Source organism: Stenotrophomonas sp. YJH_SMC_122, assembly GCF_059369535.1.
The window spans coordinates 458,189-472,336 of the sequence record NZ_JCAFST010000001.1 but is presented as its reverse complement, the minus strand read 5'-3'; the positions used below and the strand labels follow the sequence as shown (position 1 = coordinate 472,336).

The following is a 14,148-nucleotide window of genomic DNA, read 5'->3' as shown; positions in this document are numbered from 1 at the left end:
GCCGGCAACCCGTCGGTGCCGAGGGTGCCATGGATGCCGGCCAGCGGCCGGCACTACCACGGTCATCAATATTTCTCTTTCTTCCGCTTGGCCGGCTTGCCCCGCTCAGGCAGCGGCGGCAGGCCATCGCCCTCGTCCTCACCCTTGTGCTCGACCAGGCGGAAGTCGATCTTGCGCTCTTCCATGCTGGCCTTCAGCACCAGGATGCGCACGCGGTCGCCCAACCGGTAGCTGCCGCCGCGGCGCTCGCCGGTCAACGTCTTGCGGGTTGCGTCGAACTTGTAATAGTCCTGCGGCAGCTGGGTCACGTGGACCAGACCCTGCACCTTCGACTCATCCAGCTCGACGAACAGGCCGAAGCTGGTCACGCCGCTGATCACGCCGTCGAACTGGCCACCCACGTGTTTTTCCATCCACGCCGCGCGGTAACGCTCGTCGACCTCGCGCTCGGCCTCGTCGGCACGGCGCTCACGCTCGGAACACTGCAGCGCCAGCGCGGCCATCTCGCGGGCGTTGTAGGTGAACTTGTCCAGCGGCTTGCCGGACAGCGCATGCTTGATCGCGCGGTGTACCAGCAGGTCGGGATAGCGACGGATCGGCGAGGTGAAGTGCGCGTAGGCCTCCAGCGCCAGGCCGAAGTGGCCGTGGTTCTCCGGGCTGTAGATTGCCAGGCTCTGGCTGCGCAGCAACACCGACTCCAGCAGCGTCGCATCGGGGCGGTCGCGGATCTTCTTCAGCAGCTTGGTGTAGTCACCCGGGCGCACCTTCGACCACGGCGGCAGGCTCAGCTTGAACTCCTTGAGGAATTCCAGCAGGTCGGCGTACTTGGTTTCCGGCGGCTTCTCGTGGATGCGGTATGGCGCCGGCACGTGGCGCGACAGCAGGTACCTGGCCGCCTCGACGTTGGCCGCGATCATGCATTCCTCGATCAGCTTGTGCGCGTCGTTGCGCACCAGCATGCCGGCCTGGGTGACTTCACCACGGTTGTCCAGCACGAAGCGTACCTCGCTGCTTTCAAACTCGATGGCGCCACGCTTGGCACGTGCCTTGGACAGCACCTTGTACAGCTGGTGCAGTCGCTGCACCTGCGGCAGCAGGCTGCCCATCCAGGCCTTGGTATCGGCATCGTCCTCGCCCACCGCCTTCCACACCTGGGTGTAGGTCAGGCGCGCGTGCGAGTTCATCACCGCCTCGTAGAAACGCGAATGCGTGACCAAGCCGTCGCGGTCGATCTGCATGTCGCAGACGAAGCACATACGGTCGACCTTCGGCATCAGCGAGCAGATGCCGTTGGACAGGGTTTCCGGCAGCATCGGCACCACGAAGCCGGGGAAGTAGACCGAAGTCGCACGCTTCTGCGCTTCCTCGTCCAGCGGCGTGCCGGGGCGCACGTAGTTCGAAACATCGGCAATGGCCACCACCAGGCGGAAACCGTCGGCATTCGGCTCGCAGTACACCGCGTCGTCGAAGTCCTTGGCATCCTCGCCATCGATGGTGACCAGCGGCGTGCTGCGCAGATCGACGCGGTCGCCGATCATCGCCGGTTCGACCACCAGCGGCACCGAGGCCGCTTCATCCAGCACTTCCTGCGGGAACTCGAACGGCAGCTCGTGACCGTGGATGGCGGTCTCCACCACCAGCGAGGCGGTCAGCTTGTCGCCCAGCACTGCAATGATGCGGCCGATCGGCGGGCGGCGGCTGTCCGGGGCCTGGGTCAGTTCGCAGACCACCAGCTGGCCGTCGCGCGCGCCACCGGTCTGGTCCGGCGGTACCTGCACGTTGCGCTGCACGCGCTTGTCATCGGGCACCACGTAGTTGATGCCCATCTCAATGCTGAAGCGGCCGATCAGGCGGGTCATGCCGCGTTCGAGCACGCGCGCAATGCTGCCTTCGCGACGGCCCCGGTGATCGATGCCGGTCACGCGGGCGAGCACCTTGTCGCCGTGCATCACCTTGCGCATCTCGTACGGCGGCAGGAACAGATCGTCGCCCCCTTCGACCGGGCGCAGGAAGCCGAACCCTTCCGGGTTGGCGATCACCACGCCGGTGACCAGGTTCAGGGTCTGGATCGGAGCGAAACCGCCACGGCGGTTCTGCACCAGCTGGCCATCACGGACCATGGCACCGAGCCGGCGCGCCAGCGCCTCGGCCCGGTCCGGTGCGGTCAGCCCCAGGCGCGCGCCCAGCTCCTCGGCCGTCTGCGGGCCTTCGCAACGCTCCAGCAGGGTCAGGATGGCCTCGCGGCTGGCGATGGGTTGTTCGTATTTCTCGGCTTCGCGGGCGGCATAGGGATCGTCGATCACCTTGCCGGTCGGCGGCAGCTTGCGGCCCGGGGCCGGGCCGGGTGCAGCCGCATCAGCGCTGCGGACCTTGCGGCCGCGCGGCGGTGTTCCGCCTTCATTCAATTCGGGGAACCAGCCTGGCAGCGGCTTGCCCGGCTTGGCGGTGCGGGCTGCGCCCGCCTTCGGGCCCTTGTTCGGGGCCTGGCTGCGGGACTTGCTCCCGCCCTTGCTTGGTTTTTTGGTAGTCATCGCCCTACATGGTAGCCGTTGATGGCGTGCAGAACGGGTCAGCGCCCGCCCTGGAGGCGTTGGATGAAATAATTTCAGGAAGTCATTGACAGTCCCCGGATTCATCTTCACAATTGCGCCTCTGGAACGCCCAGGTGGCGGAATTGGTAGACGCACTAGTTTCAGGTACTAGCGGGTAAAACCGTGGAGGTTCGAGTCCTCTCCTGGGCACCAACGAAAAAACTCCTCGCTTCGGCGGGGATTTTTTTTGCCTGCGATCCAGCGCGGGAACGCCCCTTCCTTGAGCAGGACACCGCGAGGCGCTGTTCGGAATGTCTTCACCAAGGTGTTGACACCTCCGTAACAACACCCCATAATTTCGCTCCTCGACGCCCAGGTGGCGGAATTGGTAGACGCACTAGTTTCAGGTACTAGCGGGTAAAACCGTGGAGGTTCGAGTCCTCTCCTGGGCACCACGTCGAGAATGAGAAAAACCCGCGAAAGCGGGTTTTTTCATGCCCGCAATTCGGGCCTTTGCAGAGTCGCGCCATGCTCGACCCCTGTGATGATCAATCGAGCATGGCTCGGGTCTGCAAAAGGCGACCGCGAACGCCGTCAGACCAGCGGCCGCAGCACCAGTTCCAGCCCAAGCAGCAGCAGGAACCCAAGGAAACAGGCGCGGAACACCCGCGCACTGATCCGCTGCCGGATCACCTGCCCCAACCACATGCCCAGCAGCGCCGGCAGCACCGCCAGTGCACTCAGCCCCAGCTGCTGGATGCCGAACGCACCGTGCAGCACCAGGCCGGTGGTCAGCGAAATCGTCGACACGGTGAACGCCAACCCGAGCGCCTGCACCAACTCTTCGCGCTGCAACCCCAGCGACTGCAGGTACGGCACGGCCGGCATCACGAACACGCCGGTGGCGCCAGTCACCACGCCCGACAACGCCCCCACCAGCGGCCCCAGCCAACGTTCGCGCCGCTGCGGTACGCGGAACACCGGCGCGAGCAGCGCATAGGCCGCGTAGACCACCAGCGCCACGCCCAAAGCCACGCGCGACCAGGTGCGATCGACCCGCACCAGCAACGCTGCCGACCCCAGCGTCACCACCACCACGGCCAGCATCATCGGCCACAACCGCCGCACGATGGGGCCCAGTGACGGCCCGGACAGCAGCTGCCACGCATTGGTGACAAAGGTGGGAATGAACAGCATCGACGCCGCCGACACCGGCGACAGCGTACTGCCCAGCAGGCCCATCGCCACCGTCGGCAACCCCATGCCGGTCACGCCCTTGACCACGCCGGCCAGCACGAACACCACCACCAGCAGCACATAGAAGTACATCGGTTCATTCATGCCTTCATTGGATCGACCGGCGACTCGGCGCACAATGCGGTCTTCCCGGCCTCGCCTTCGGCTGATCCGAAGGCACAGGCGTTGCGATGAGGGCATCACATGCGGATGGATATCGCCGACCTGCGCCTGTTCCTGGCGATTGCCGAGGCGGGCAGCATCACGGCCGGCGCAGCGCAGGCGAACCTGGCACTGGCTTCAGCCAGCGAACGCCTGCGCACGATCGAAGCCGACGCCGGCACCGCGTTGTTGAACCGTCACCCGCGTGGCGTCAGCCTGACTGAAGCCGGCGCCGCCCTCGCCCACCATGCACGACTGATCGTGCAGCAGCAGGCGCAGCTGCGCGGCGAGCTGCAGGCATTCGCACAGGGCGCGCGCGGCACCCTGCACCTGTATGCCAACACCGCTGCGCTGACCAACTATCTGCCCCCGCGGCTGGCACCGTGGCTGGCCGAACGCCCGCGCCTGCACGTGGAACTGCTGGAGCGCACCAGCCCCGAAGTCGTGCGCGCGATCATCGCTGGCCAGGCCGAGGCCGGCATCATCAGTGATGCGGTCGACGCTGCCGGCCTTCAGCAGCATGTGGTCGCCGAAGATCCGCTGGTGATGCTGCTTCCCGCCGATCACCGGTTTGCATCACTGCGCAGCGTGACCTTCGCCGATGCCGCAGGCGAGACCTTCGTTGCCCTCGCCGATGGCAATGCGCTTCAGATCTACATCGAAGACCAGGCCCGCGACATCGGGCGCCGCCTGGATGTGCGCATCCGCATGAAGACCTTCGAGGGTGTCTGCATCATGGTCGGCCACGGCATCGGTGTCGGCATCGTGCCGCGGAGCATCGCGCGCCAGCATCGACGCAGTACGCATACCGTTGCGGTGCCGCTTGCCGATGGGTGGGCACAGCGCCGCCTGTGCGCCTGTTTCGCCGGGTGGGCGCAGCTGTCACCGGCGATGCGCAGCCTGCTGCACCACCTGGGCGTGCAACCGCAGAAAAAAGTGTGAAATGTTGTTGACACACTCTCTGCCGTACCGCACAATTCATCTCCTGAGTCGCCCAGGTGGCGGAATTGGTAGACGCACTAGTTTCAGGTACTAGCGGGTAAAACCGTGGAGGTTCGAGTCCTCTCCTGGGCACCACGACTCAAGATGATCAAACCCGCGAAAGCGGGTTTTTTCGTTTTCGGGGTTTGGCGAACGTGGCGTCGCACCTACCGATCGAACTGTCGTATCTCGCACCATCTGGGAATCGCCTACTGGCGCATACCGCGTCCCCGTGCGTCGGCCCCCTCCCCTGGACGGCCCGCTTTTGGGCCCCATTTCACGTTGGCCGTTCAATTCGTACTTTTCCTGGTAGATATCCACCCGATTCCTTTTCGGTGGAGGCAGATTTGCGGGAGCCGGTTGCAGGTGTATCGCCACGACCTGACCAGCGCCCCTCCTCTCCCCAAAAGGACGCACCAATGCAGCGCGGCATCATCTGCCCTCACTGCCATACCGGCTCGAACCATGGCGTAACCGTATGCGTGGGATGCCAGGCCGAGGTCCACTACGGTGCATCCAGGGAGGCGGTCATGTTCGTCTTTGTCGCCGCCATTGTCTGCGGCACACTGGTCGGCAGCCAATTGCAGGCCACTGCCGGCTGGCTCACAGGCGCGGCCGTTCTGGTGGCGGGAATGTGGGCCATTTCCCGATTGTTCCGTGATCGGGTGGTGTTCAAGCGCGTCTATCGCACGCGTTGAACCTGCATCGTTGCACTACTCCGATGACACGGTCCGTGCGATCTGCGCAGCACAAGCAAGGACCCCGCCTGGCGGCGGGGTCAAAATACAGCACGGTGTTTCCAGGGAGTTTCAGTGTCCGCCGCCGGCGGCCGCACCGGCACCCGCACCGAACGGCGGCTTGGCCAGCCACAGGAAGGTGATGATCGCCAGGAAGATCCAGCCCAGCAGGAAGAAGATGTCGTTGAAACCCATCTGCGATGCCTGGTGGTTGATCATGTTGTTCAGTACCGCCGCGCCATGTTGCAGGTCGCCCTGCCCCATTGCGGTGACCTGCTCCTGCATTCCCGGCTGATAGGCCGAGATGTGCTCGGTCAGGTCGGCATGGTGCACCTGGGTACGCCGCGCCCACAGCCACGTCGTCAGCGAGGCCGCGAAGCTGCCGCCCAGCGTGCGCAGGAACGTCGCCAGGCCGGAGCCCGCCGCGATCTCGCGCCCATCCAGGTCCGACAGCAGGATCTGCAGCACCGGCATGAAGAACAGCGCCACGCCAATGCCCATGATCAGCTGCACGCCGGCCACGTGCATGTAGTCCACCTGCAGGTTGAAGTTCGAGCGCAGGAAGCTGGTCATCGACAGCACGATGAAGGCCACGGTGGCCAGCATCCGCATGTCGAAGCGCGACGCATACTTGCCCACGAACGGCGTCATGATGACCGGCAGGATGCCGATCGGCGCGGTCGCCAGGCCTGCCCAGATCGCGGTATAGCCCATGTCACGCTGCAGCCACTGCGGAATCAGCAGCGCCACGCTGAAGAACGCCGCATAGGCCACCACCATCGCCAGCGTGCCGGCACGGAAGTTGCGGTGCCGGAACAGCTTCAGGTCGACGATCGGATCCTTGTCGGTCAGTTCCCAGATCAGGAACACCGTCAGCGTCACCACCGCCACGCAGGCCAGTACCACGATCTTCATCGACGAGAACCAGTCCTCGTCGTTGCCCAGGTCGAGCACCAGCTGCAGCGCGCCGACACCGATCACCAGCGTGACCAGGCCGACGTAGTCCATCTTCGGCTTCTCGATCTGCTCCGGGCGTCCCTTCAGCTGGTTGCCCACCACCAGCGCAGCGAAGATGCCCAGTGGCACGTTGATCAGGAAGATCCATTCCCAGCTGTAGTTGTCGGTGATCCAGCCACCGAGGATCGGGCCGCAGATCGGCGCCACCACCGTGATCATCGCCAGCAGCGCCAATGCCTGCCCGCGCTTCTCGCGCGGGTAGATCGAGACCAGCAGCGACTGCGTGATCGGGTACATCGGGCCGGCCACGAAACCCTGCAGCGCACGCGACACGACCAGCATGCCCATGCTCTGCGCAAGGCCGCACAACAGCGAAGTGATGACGAAGGCCAGGGTGGCCCAGACGAACAGTTTGCGTTCGCCGAAACGGCGGCTGAGCCAGCCGGTCAGCGGCAGCGCGATGGCCGTGCTGACCGCGAACGAGGTGATGACCCAGGTCGCCTGCTGCGAACTGGCGCCGAGATTACCGGCGATGGTCGGCAGCGAGACGTTGGCGATGGTGGTGTCGAGCACCTGCATGAACGACGCCATCGCCAGGCCTACGGTGCACAGGGCGACGCTGGGCGGCAGGAACCCGGAGGCCGCAGCCGGCGCCGCCGGTGCGCCCGGAGCGCCGGGCGCGGCTGGAGCTTGTGCGGACATGGCGACCTCAGCCCACCTTCGCCTGCTGCTGCGGCAGGTTGCCCTGGATGATCGTGTGGATCACCTCGTCGGCATCATGCAGCTGCTTGGCATACACGTCGGTGTCGAACACCGTGCCCTTGGCCGGGGTGCTCGGCAGCACTTCGCCCTTCTGGTCGCGCAGGCTCACTTCGGCCTTCATCGACAGGCCGATGCGCAGCGGGTGTTCGGCCAGCTGCTTGGCATCGATGGCGATGCGCACCGGCACGCGCTGCACGATCTTGATCCAGTTGCCGCTGGCGTTCTGCGCCGGCAGCAGCGAGAACGCCGAGCCGGTGCCCAGGCCCAGGCTCTGGATGCGACCCTTGTACTTCACGTCGCCGGCGTACAGGTCCGACTTCAGCTCCACTTCCTGGCCCAGGCGCATGTGGCGCAGCTGGGTTTCCTTGAAGTTGGCCTCGACCCACATCTGCTCGGTCGGCACCACGGCCATCAGGGCATTGCCCGGCTGCACACGCTGGCCGACCTGCACCGAACGACGGGCGACGTAGCCGGAGACCGGCGCGACGATGCCGGCGCGGGCGTTGTTGAGGAAGGCCTGACGCAGCTGTGCGGCGGCAGCCTGCACGTCCGGCTGGGTGGCGATCACGGTGTCGTCGACCAGCGCGCGGTTGCGCTCGACGGTCTCGCGCGAACCGGCCACGGCGGCTTCGGCAGCAGCCAGTTCGTCACGGGCGTGGGCCAGTTCTTCGTTGGAGATGGCGCCGGTGGCGGCCAGGTCCTTGCGCCGGGCGTAGTCGTCGCGCACGCGCTTCAGGGTCACCTGCCGGGCGTTCAGTTCCGCCTGCGCGCCTTCCACGCTGCGGTACAGGCCACGGGTCTGGCGCACGGTCCTGGCCAGGTTGGCTTCGGCCTGCTGCAGCGCCACCGCGGTGTCGGACGGGTCCAGCTGCACCAGCAGCTGGCCGCGCTCCACGCGCATGCCGTCATCGGCATTGATGGCGACCACGGTGCCGGCCACCAGCGGGGTGATCTGCACCTGGTTGCCCTGCACGTAGGCATCATCGGTCTCTTCGAACCAACGGCCGAACATGAAGTACCACAGCGCCAAAGCGGCAAGCAGCAGCACGACGATCACGAACAGGCCGCGCAGCAGGTTGCCGCGGCGGTTGGGGGCGGCCGGGGCCGCGGTGTCTTGGGTCTGGCTCATGTCGGAGATCTTCAGGAATGCGAGGAATCGGAATGGGAGGCGATCGGTGCGCGGTCGGCGTCAGTGGGCTGGAAACCACCGCCCAGCGCCTTGCTCAGGCGCACCGAGGACTGCACCTGCTGCGACTGCAGGCCGGCCAGCTGCTGCTGCGACTGCAGCAGGGTGGACTGCGCGGTCAGCACGTCCAGGTAGCTGCCGATGCCGGCGCGGTAGCGCTGCTGGGCCAGGTCGAAGGCAGCGCGTGCGGTGTCCACCGCCTGCTGCTGCGACTGCGCCTGCTGTGCCAGCGAGCGCACCGCGTTGACCTGGTCGGCCACATCACGCAGCGCATCGAGCACGGTCTGGTTGTAGTTGGCCACCGCCAGGTCGTACTGCGCATCGGTATTGGCCAGGTTGGCGCGCAGCTTGCCGCCTTCGAAGATCGGCAGGCTCAGCGCAGGGCCGATGTAGGCGAAGGTGGAACTGCTCTTCAGCAGGTCGCCCACATTCGGGGCGACCACGCCGGCCAGCGCGGTCAGGTTGAAGCTCGGGTAGAACTTGGTCTTGGCAACCTTGATCTGCTTGTCGGCTGCTTCAACGCGCCAGCGTGCGGCCACGATGTCGGGGCGGCGGCCAAGCAGTTCGCTGGGCAGCACGCCCGGCAGCTGCAGTGCCACCGGATTCAGCGGCCGCGGGCGCTGGATCGACAGGCCACGGTCCGGACCCTTGCCGACCAGCGCGGCCAGTGCGGTGCGGGCGGCGTCGATACGCTGCTGGGCGGCCTGCACCTGCTGCTGCGCGGCCGGCACGCGGGCCTCGGCCTGGCGCACCTGCAGATCACTGTCGATGCCGGCGCGGCGGCGCTGGCGGGTCAGCTCAAGTGACTTCTGTGAACGGCTCAGCTCTTCCTCGGCCACGTCGTTGAGCTGCCACGCGTAGGCCAGGTCGGCATAGGCCTGGGTGATGCCGGTGGACAGGTTCAGGCGGGCGGCCTGCGCTTCAACGGTGGCGGCGTGCGCACCGTCCACGGCGGCTTCCCAGGCGGCGCGCTTGCCGCCCCACAGGTCCACGCCGTAGCTGAAGTCGAAGGCGACCTGGCTGCTGCCGGCGTAATGGCCACCGATCTCGCTGCCTGCCATCGACTCAGGCAGGCGCAGGCCGGTGTAGCCACCGGACACCGACAGGCTCGGCAGTTCGTCGGCACGTGCGGTGCCGACCTGGGCCTGGGCCTGGCGCAGGCGGGCATCGGCGGCGTCCAGGCTCGGGTGGCCGGCCAGGCCCTCGGCAACCAGCGCGTCCAGCTGCGCATCACCCAGTGCCTTCCACCAGTCCTGCGCCGGGAAGCCGGTGGCGCTCAGGTCGGTGTCGGCCAGGGTGCGTTCGCTGTGCAGGCTGTCCACGTCAAGCACGTGGCCCTGCGGGTTGAGGCCACGACTGCTGGCGCAGGCGGCCAGGGCCAGGGCCAGCGCTGACACCAGCAGCGCGCGCCTGGACCGGCGGAGAGTGGAATGCGGGATCGGGTTCATGGGGTCGTCAGTGAATCGCGGATTCGGGTAAGGAGGGACAGCAGCAGCGTGCGCTCGTCGGCGGAAAGATCACGCAGGGCGTAATCCATCACCGCGTCGCCACGCAGCTTCAGGCGCGCCCACAGCGCGCGGCCTTCATCGGTCAGCACGATCTGCAATGCCCGCCGGTCCTGCGCATGCGGTTCGCGGCGGACGCAGCCCAGCGCTTCGAGCTTGTCCAGCAGCCGGGTCACCGCGCTGGGTACCTGATCGATGGCCTGGGCCAGTTCGTTGGCGGTGCACGGTGCCATGTTCGAAAGCACCTTCAACCCGATGTAGTGGGTGAAGCCGATGCCCAGATCTTCTTCAGCCATGGACGCGTCGAGTTGGCGGACCAGGCCGTCGCGCACCTGGCGCAGCAGCAGGCCGAAGCTGGGGGGAGTGGTTGCAGGACAGATCATGGGGAAGCATTCTCTTCCAAAAAAAATATTTCTCAATGGAAATATTCGATCTGGCATCGAATGCTGTGTTGCAGCAGTGGGCTGGATCGGTGAAGGCGCCTACCTTAATGACCTAGTCAGGTGGCCCGGTAGTACAATCCAGCCAATGGATGACACATTTCAGCCAGCAGACATGATGAACAAGGCAGAAATCCCCGCTCCCAAACGCCTGCTCAGGGACGATGCACTGGACTGGTTCGAGCGCAACGACGGCCCATCGGTGGTCGCCTACCGCTTCGACAGCCCGCAGGGACTGGTCCGTGAAGTGGACTGGCATCATCACCAGCGCGCGCAACTGATCTACGTGGAGCGCGGCCTGCTGACCACCCGCACCTCGCACGGCACCTGGTCGCTGGCGCCGGGTTCGGCCGGCTGGATGCCGCCGCTGGAGCCGCACACGGTCACCCTCGACGGGCCGCTGCGCGGCTGGGGCATGGCGCTGGCCGCACCCGCCTGTGCCGCCCTGCCCGCCGACCCCTGCGTGCTGGGCCTGTCCAAGCTGGCGCAGGCGCTGGCCGAGCGTATCTGCGAATGGCCGCTGGGCTATGACACCACGCCCGAGCGCCAGCACATCATCGAGGTGCTGCTGGACGAGATCCGCACCGCGCCGCGTCAGCGCATGCATCTGCCGATGCCGCATGACCGGCGGCTGCTGAAGATCGCCTCGCAGCTGCTGGCCGACCCGTCCGACGAACGCAGCCTGGCCGAATGGGCGCACTGGGCCGGCCTGTCACCGCGCAGCCTGACCCGCCACTTCCGCGACGAGACCACGCTCAGCTTCGCCCAGTGGCGGCAGCAGGCCCGGCTCTCCGAAGCCCTGCGCCAGTTGACCGATGGCCGCAGCGTCGCCGACATCGCCCATGCACTGGGCTTCAGCAGCGCCAGCGCGTTCGTCACCGTGTTCCGCCGCCACTTCGGGCTGCCGCCGGGGCGCTACCTGGCGCGGGCCGGCCACGGCCTGGAAACCGGGCTGGACCCTGCGCGCGGCTTGGCATCCCCCGCCGCATCCGGATAATCACAGGATTGCGAGCGGCGACCGCCGTCGCCGCCTCCCGACATAGGTAACAACGCCGCATGACCGAACTTGCCCGCCCCGTGTTCCACGGATTCGAACAACTGCCGCTGCGCGAGTACGCCGAACGCGCCTACCTCGACTACTCGATGTACGTGGTCCTGGACCGTGCCCTGCCGTTCATCGGCGACGGCCTGAAGCCGGTGCAGCGCCGCATCATCTATTCGATGAGCGAGCTGGGCCTGAATGCCGCGTCCAAGCCGAAGAAGTCCGCGCGCACCGTCGGCGACGTCATCGGCAAGTACCACCCGCACGGCGACAGCGCGTGCTACGAAGCGCTGGTGCTGATGGCGCAGCCGTTCTCGTACCGCTACCCGCTGATCGAGGGCCAGGGCAACTTCGGCTCCAGCGACGACCCGAAGTCGTTCGCGGCGATGCGTTACACCGAATCCAAGCTGACCCCGATCGCCGAAGTGCTGCTGGGCGAACTGGGCCAGGGCACCACCGACTGGGCACCGAACTTCGACGGCACCCTGCAGGAGCCGACCTGGATGCCGGCGCGGCTGCCGCATCTGCTGCTGAACGGCACCACCGGCATCGCCGTGGGCATGGCCACCGACGTGCCGCCACACAATCTCAACGAGATCGTCAGTGCGCTGCTGCACCTGCTCGACAACCCCGATGCCAGCGTGCGCGACCTGTGCGAACACGTGCAGGGCCCGGACTATCCGTCCAGCGCCGAAATCATCACTGCGGCCAATGACCTGCGCAACATCTACGAGACTGGCAACGGCAGCGTGCGTGCACGCGCGACCTTCACCAGGGAAGCCAGCAACATCGTGATCACGGCGCTGCCGTTCCAGGTGTCGCCGTCGAAGGTGATCGAGCAGATCGCCGCACAGATGCGCGCCAAGAAGCTGCCGTGGCTGGAAGACATCCGCGATGAATCCGACCACGCCAACCCGGTGCGCGTGGTGCTGGTGCCGCGTTCCAACCGCGTCGACGCCGACCAGCTGATGGGCCACCTGTTCGCCACCACGGACCTGGAGCGCAGCTACCGCGTCAACCTCAACGTGATCGGGCTGGACGGCCGTCCGCAGGTGAAGAACCTGAAGATGCTGCTCAGCGAATGGCTGACCTTCCGCAGCAACACCGTCACCCGCCGCCTGCAGCACCGCCTGCAGAAGGTCGAGCGCCGCCTGCACCTGCTGGAAGGCCTGCTGGTCGCGTTCCTCAATCTGGACGAGGTGATCCACATCATCCGTACCGAAGACGAGCCGAAGGCCGCGCTGATCGCGCGCTTCGGACTGTCCGAGGAACAGGCCGAGTACATCCTGGAAACCAAGCTGAAGCAGCTGGCCCGCCTGGAAGAGATGAAGATCCGCGGCGAGCAGGATGAACTGGCCAAGGAGCGCGAGAAGATCCTCGGCATCCTGGACAGCAAGGCCAAGCTGAAGAAGCTGATCCGCGATGAACTGACCGCCGACGCCAGGAAGTTCGGCGACGCACGCCGTTCGCCGCTGGTGCAGCGCCAGGCGGCGCAGGCGATCGACGAGACCGAGCTGGTGCCGAGCGAACCGATGACCGTGGTGCTGTCGGAGAAGGGCTGGATCCGTGCCGCCAAGGGCCACGACGTCGATGCATCCGCGCTGTCGTACCGTGAAGGCGACGGGCTGCAGGGCGCGGTGCGCGCACGCAGCACCCAGCAGGTCGCGTTCCTCGACAGCGAAGGCCGCGCCTACTCGACGCCGGTGCACACCCTGCCCTCCGCGCGTGGCAATGGCGAACCGCTGACCGGCCGCTTCTCGCCGGCACCGGGCACCAGCTTCGTGACCCTGGCCAGCGCCGAGCCGGACACCCGCTTCGTGCTGGCCTCCAGCCACGGTTATGGCTTCGTCACCCGCTTCGAGAACCTGATCGGCCGCAACAAGGCCGGCAAGGCGATGCTGAACCTGTCGGCCGGCTCCTCGGTACTGCCCCCGTCGGTGGTCGCCAACGTCGCCACCGACCGCATCGTGGCGGTGACCAGTTCGGGCAACCTGTTGGCGATCGCCGCCAACGACCTGCCGGAACTGGACAAGGGCAAGGGCAACAAGATCATCGAGATCCCGAAGGCCAAGCTCGCCACCGAACGCGTGGTCGCCATCGTGGCGATCAGCCCGGGGCAGACCCTGCAGGTGCGCAGCGGCCAGCGCACCATGGGCCTGAAGTTCAACGAGCTTGATGCCTACCTCGGCGCCCGCGCCACCCGCGGCCACCTGCTGCCGCGCGGCTGGCAGAAGGTGGAAGGGTTGTCGGTGGAGTGAGGCACCGCTCCTGGTAGGTGTCAACCTTGGTTGACACGCATTACCCCGGTAGACGCCAACCTCGGTTGGCGTTTTCCATCCCAATGGGGTCAGAGCCGTTTTCGTTGAAAACGGATCCGACTCCGGACACGAAAAAGCCGGGGCATTCCCCGGCTTTTTCGTTGTCGGCTGGCGGGCAATGGAGCAGCTGGCGGGCGAAGGCTGGCTGGCGGTGCTCCGGTGCTGGCGGGCGACAGAACGCTGTGCTTCCGGTAGAGCCGACCGCGGGTCGGCTGCCTTTGGCTCCCGGTAGAGCCGACCGCTGGTCGGCTGCTTCCCGCTTCTGGTAGAGCCGACTGTTAGTCGGCTGCT

General features: G+C 66.4%; 10 protein-coding genes and 3 tRNA genes. 7 read left to right on the top strand and 6 right to left on the bottom strand.

Features of this window, described 5'->3' with window-relative positions; translation table 11 throughout:
• Positions 1 to 65: 65 nt before the first annotated feature.
• Positions 66 to 2,531 (bottom strand): ribonuclease R, encoded by a 2,466-nt coding sequence (rnr, locus tag AC5P66_RS02180; protein ID WP_099495055.1) that lies wholly within the window; start codon positions 2,529 to 2,531, stop codon positions 66 to 68.
• A gap of 128 nt (positions 2,532 to 2,659) precedes the next feature.
• Between rnr and AC5P66_RS02175 the strand changes: the two genes are divergently transcribed.
• Together AC5P66_RS02175 and AC5P66_RS02170 are read left to right on the top strand one after the other, a co-directional pair.
• A tRNA-Leu gene (locus AC5P66_RS02175) sits at positions 2,660 to 2,744 on the top strand.
• 157 nt (positions 2,745 to 2,901) lie between these two features.
• Positions 2,902 to 2,986 (top strand) — tRNA-Leu (locus AC5P66_RS02170).
• A 139-nt stretch (positions 2,987 to 3,125) separates the two neighbouring features.
• On the opposite strand, the gene AC5P66_RS02165 is transcribed toward AC5P66_RS02170, so the two are convergent.
• A complete protein-coding gene (locus tag AC5P66_RS02165; RefSeq protein WP_099495056.1) occupies positions 3,126 to 3,872 on the bottom strand; it encodes a sulfite exporter TauE/SafE family protein in 747 nt (248 codons plus the stop codon).
• Between the two features lie 99 nt (positions 3,873 to 3,971).
• Here AC5P66_RS02165 and AC5P66_RS02160 point away from each other — a divergent pair, with 99 nt between their 5' ends.
• The 3 genes from AC5P66_RS02160 to AC5P66_RS02150 all read left to right on the top strand — a co-directional run bounded on the left by AC5P66_RS02160 (position 3,972) and on the right by AC5P66_RS02150 (position 5,608).
• Positions 3,972 to 4,871, top strand: coding sequence for a LysR family transcriptional regulator (locus AC5P66_RS02160; protein WP_099495057.1), 900 nt, complete (start codon positions 3,972 to 3,974; stop codon positions 4,869 to 4,871).
• 50 nt (positions 4,872 to 4,921) lie between these two features.
• Positions 4,922 to 5,006, top strand: a tRNA-Leu gene (locus AC5P66_RS02155).
• A gap of 434 nt (positions 5,007 to 5,440) precedes the next feature.
• Positions 5,441 to 5,608, top strand: coding sequence for a hypothetical protein (locus AC5P66_RS02150; RefSeq protein WP_239668827.1), 168 nt, complete (start codon positions 5,441 to 5,443; stop codon positions 5,606 to 5,608).
• A gap of 111 nt (positions 5,609 to 5,719) precedes the next feature.
• Here the strand turns inward: AC5P66_RS02150 and emrB are convergent, their stop codons facing one another.
• Genes emrB through emrR form a run of 4 tightly spaced genes read right to left on the bottom strand, consistent with a single transcriptional unit; the run spans position 5,720 to position 10,440 of the window.
• On the bottom strand, positions 5,720 to 7,306 hold the full coding sequence (emrB, locus tag AC5P66_RS02145) for a multidrug efflux MFS transporter permease subunit EmrB (protein ID WP_049438443.1): 1,587 nt from the start codon (positions 7,304 to 7,306) through the stop codon (positions 5,720 to 5,722).
• Positions 7,307 to 7,313: 7 nt separating this feature from the next.
• Positions 7,314 to 8,495: a multidrug efflux MFS transporter periplasmic adaptor subunit EmrA gene (emrA, locus tag AC5P66_RS02140; RefSeq protein ID WP_049438442.1), complete on the bottom strand. Its 1,182-nt coding sequence runs from the start codon at positions 8,493 to 8,495 to the stop codon at positions 7,314 to 7,316.
• Positions 8,496 to 8,506: 11 nt separating this feature from the next.
• A complete protein-coding gene (gene emrC / locus AC5P66_RS02135) occupies positions 8,507 to 10,000 on the bottom strand; it encodes a multidrug efflux transporter outer membrane subunit EmrC (RefSeq protein WP_099495059.1) in 1,494 nt (497 codons plus the stop codon).
• Positions 9,997 to 10,440: a multidrug efflux system transcriptional regulator EmrR gene (gene emrR / locus AC5P66_RS02130; protein WP_005415875.1), complete on the bottom strand. Its 444-nt coding sequence runs from the start codon at positions 10,438 to 10,440 to the stop codon at positions 9,997 to 9,999. The genes emrC and emrR overlap by 4 nt, the downstream gene beginning before the upstream one ends.
• Positions 10,441 to 10,612: 172 nt before the next feature.
• Here emrR and AC5P66_RS02125 point away from each other — a divergent pair, with 172 nt between their 5' ends.
• The gene (locus AC5P66_RS02125; protein WP_181452402.1) at positions 10,613 to 11,494 is read left to right on the top strand and encodes a helix-turn-helix domain-containing protein; all 882 of its coding nucleotides are present in this window, start codon (positions 10,613 to 10,615) and stop codon (positions 11,492 to 11,494) included.
• Between the two features lie 59 nt (positions 11,495 to 11,553).
• Positions 11,554 to 13,797, top strand: a complete 2,244-nt coding sequence (parC, locus tag AC5P66_RS02120; RefSeq protein ID WP_262224152.1) for a DNA topoisomerase IV subunit A — start codon at positions 11,554 to 11,556, stop codon at positions 13,795 to 13,797.
• Positions 13,798 to 14,148: the final 351 nt, after the last annotated feature.

Excerpts from the sequence above, each read along its gene's own strand:
- rnr (WP_099495055.1), bottom strand. The coding sequence starts at position 2,531 with ATGACTACCAAAAAACCAAGCAAGGGCGGGAGCAAGTCCCGCAGCCAG.
- AC5P66_RS02165 (WP_099495056.1), bottom strand. The coding sequence starts at position 3,872 with ATGAATGAACCGATGTACTTCTATGTGCTGCTGGTGGTGGTGTTCGTG.
- AC5P66_RS02160 (WP_099495057.1), top strand. The coding sequence starts at position 3,972 with ATGCGGATGGATATCGCCGACCTGCGCCTGTTCCTGGCGATTGCCGAG.
- AC5P66_RS02150 (WP_239668827.1), top strand. The coding sequence starts at position 5,441 with ATGTTCGTCTTTGTCGCCGCCATTGTCTGCGGCACACTGGTCGGCAGC.
- emrB (WP_049438443.1), bottom strand. The coding sequence starts at position 7,306 with ATGTCCGCACAAGCTCCAGCCGCGCCCGGCGCTCCGGGCGCACCGGCG.
- emrA (WP_049438442.1), bottom strand. The coding sequence starts at position 8,495 with ATGAGCCAGACCCAAGACACCGCGGCCCCGGCCGCCCCCAACCGCCGC.
- emrC (WP_099495059.1), bottom strand. The coding sequence starts at position 10,000 with ATGAACCCGATCCCGCATTCCACTCTCCGCCGGTCCAGGCGCGCGCTG.
- emrR (WP_005415875.1), bottom strand. The coding sequence starts at position 10,440 with ATGATCTGTCCTGCAACCACTCCCCCCAGCTTCGGCCTGCTGCTGCGC.
- AC5P66_RS02125 (WP_181452402.1), top strand. The coding sequence starts at position 10,613 with ATGATGAACAAGGCAGAAATCCCCGCTCCCAAACGCCTGCTCAGGGAC.
- parC (WP_262224152.1), top strand. The coding sequence starts at position 11,554 with ATGACCGAACTTGCCCGCCCCGTGTTCCACGGATTCGAACAACTGCCG.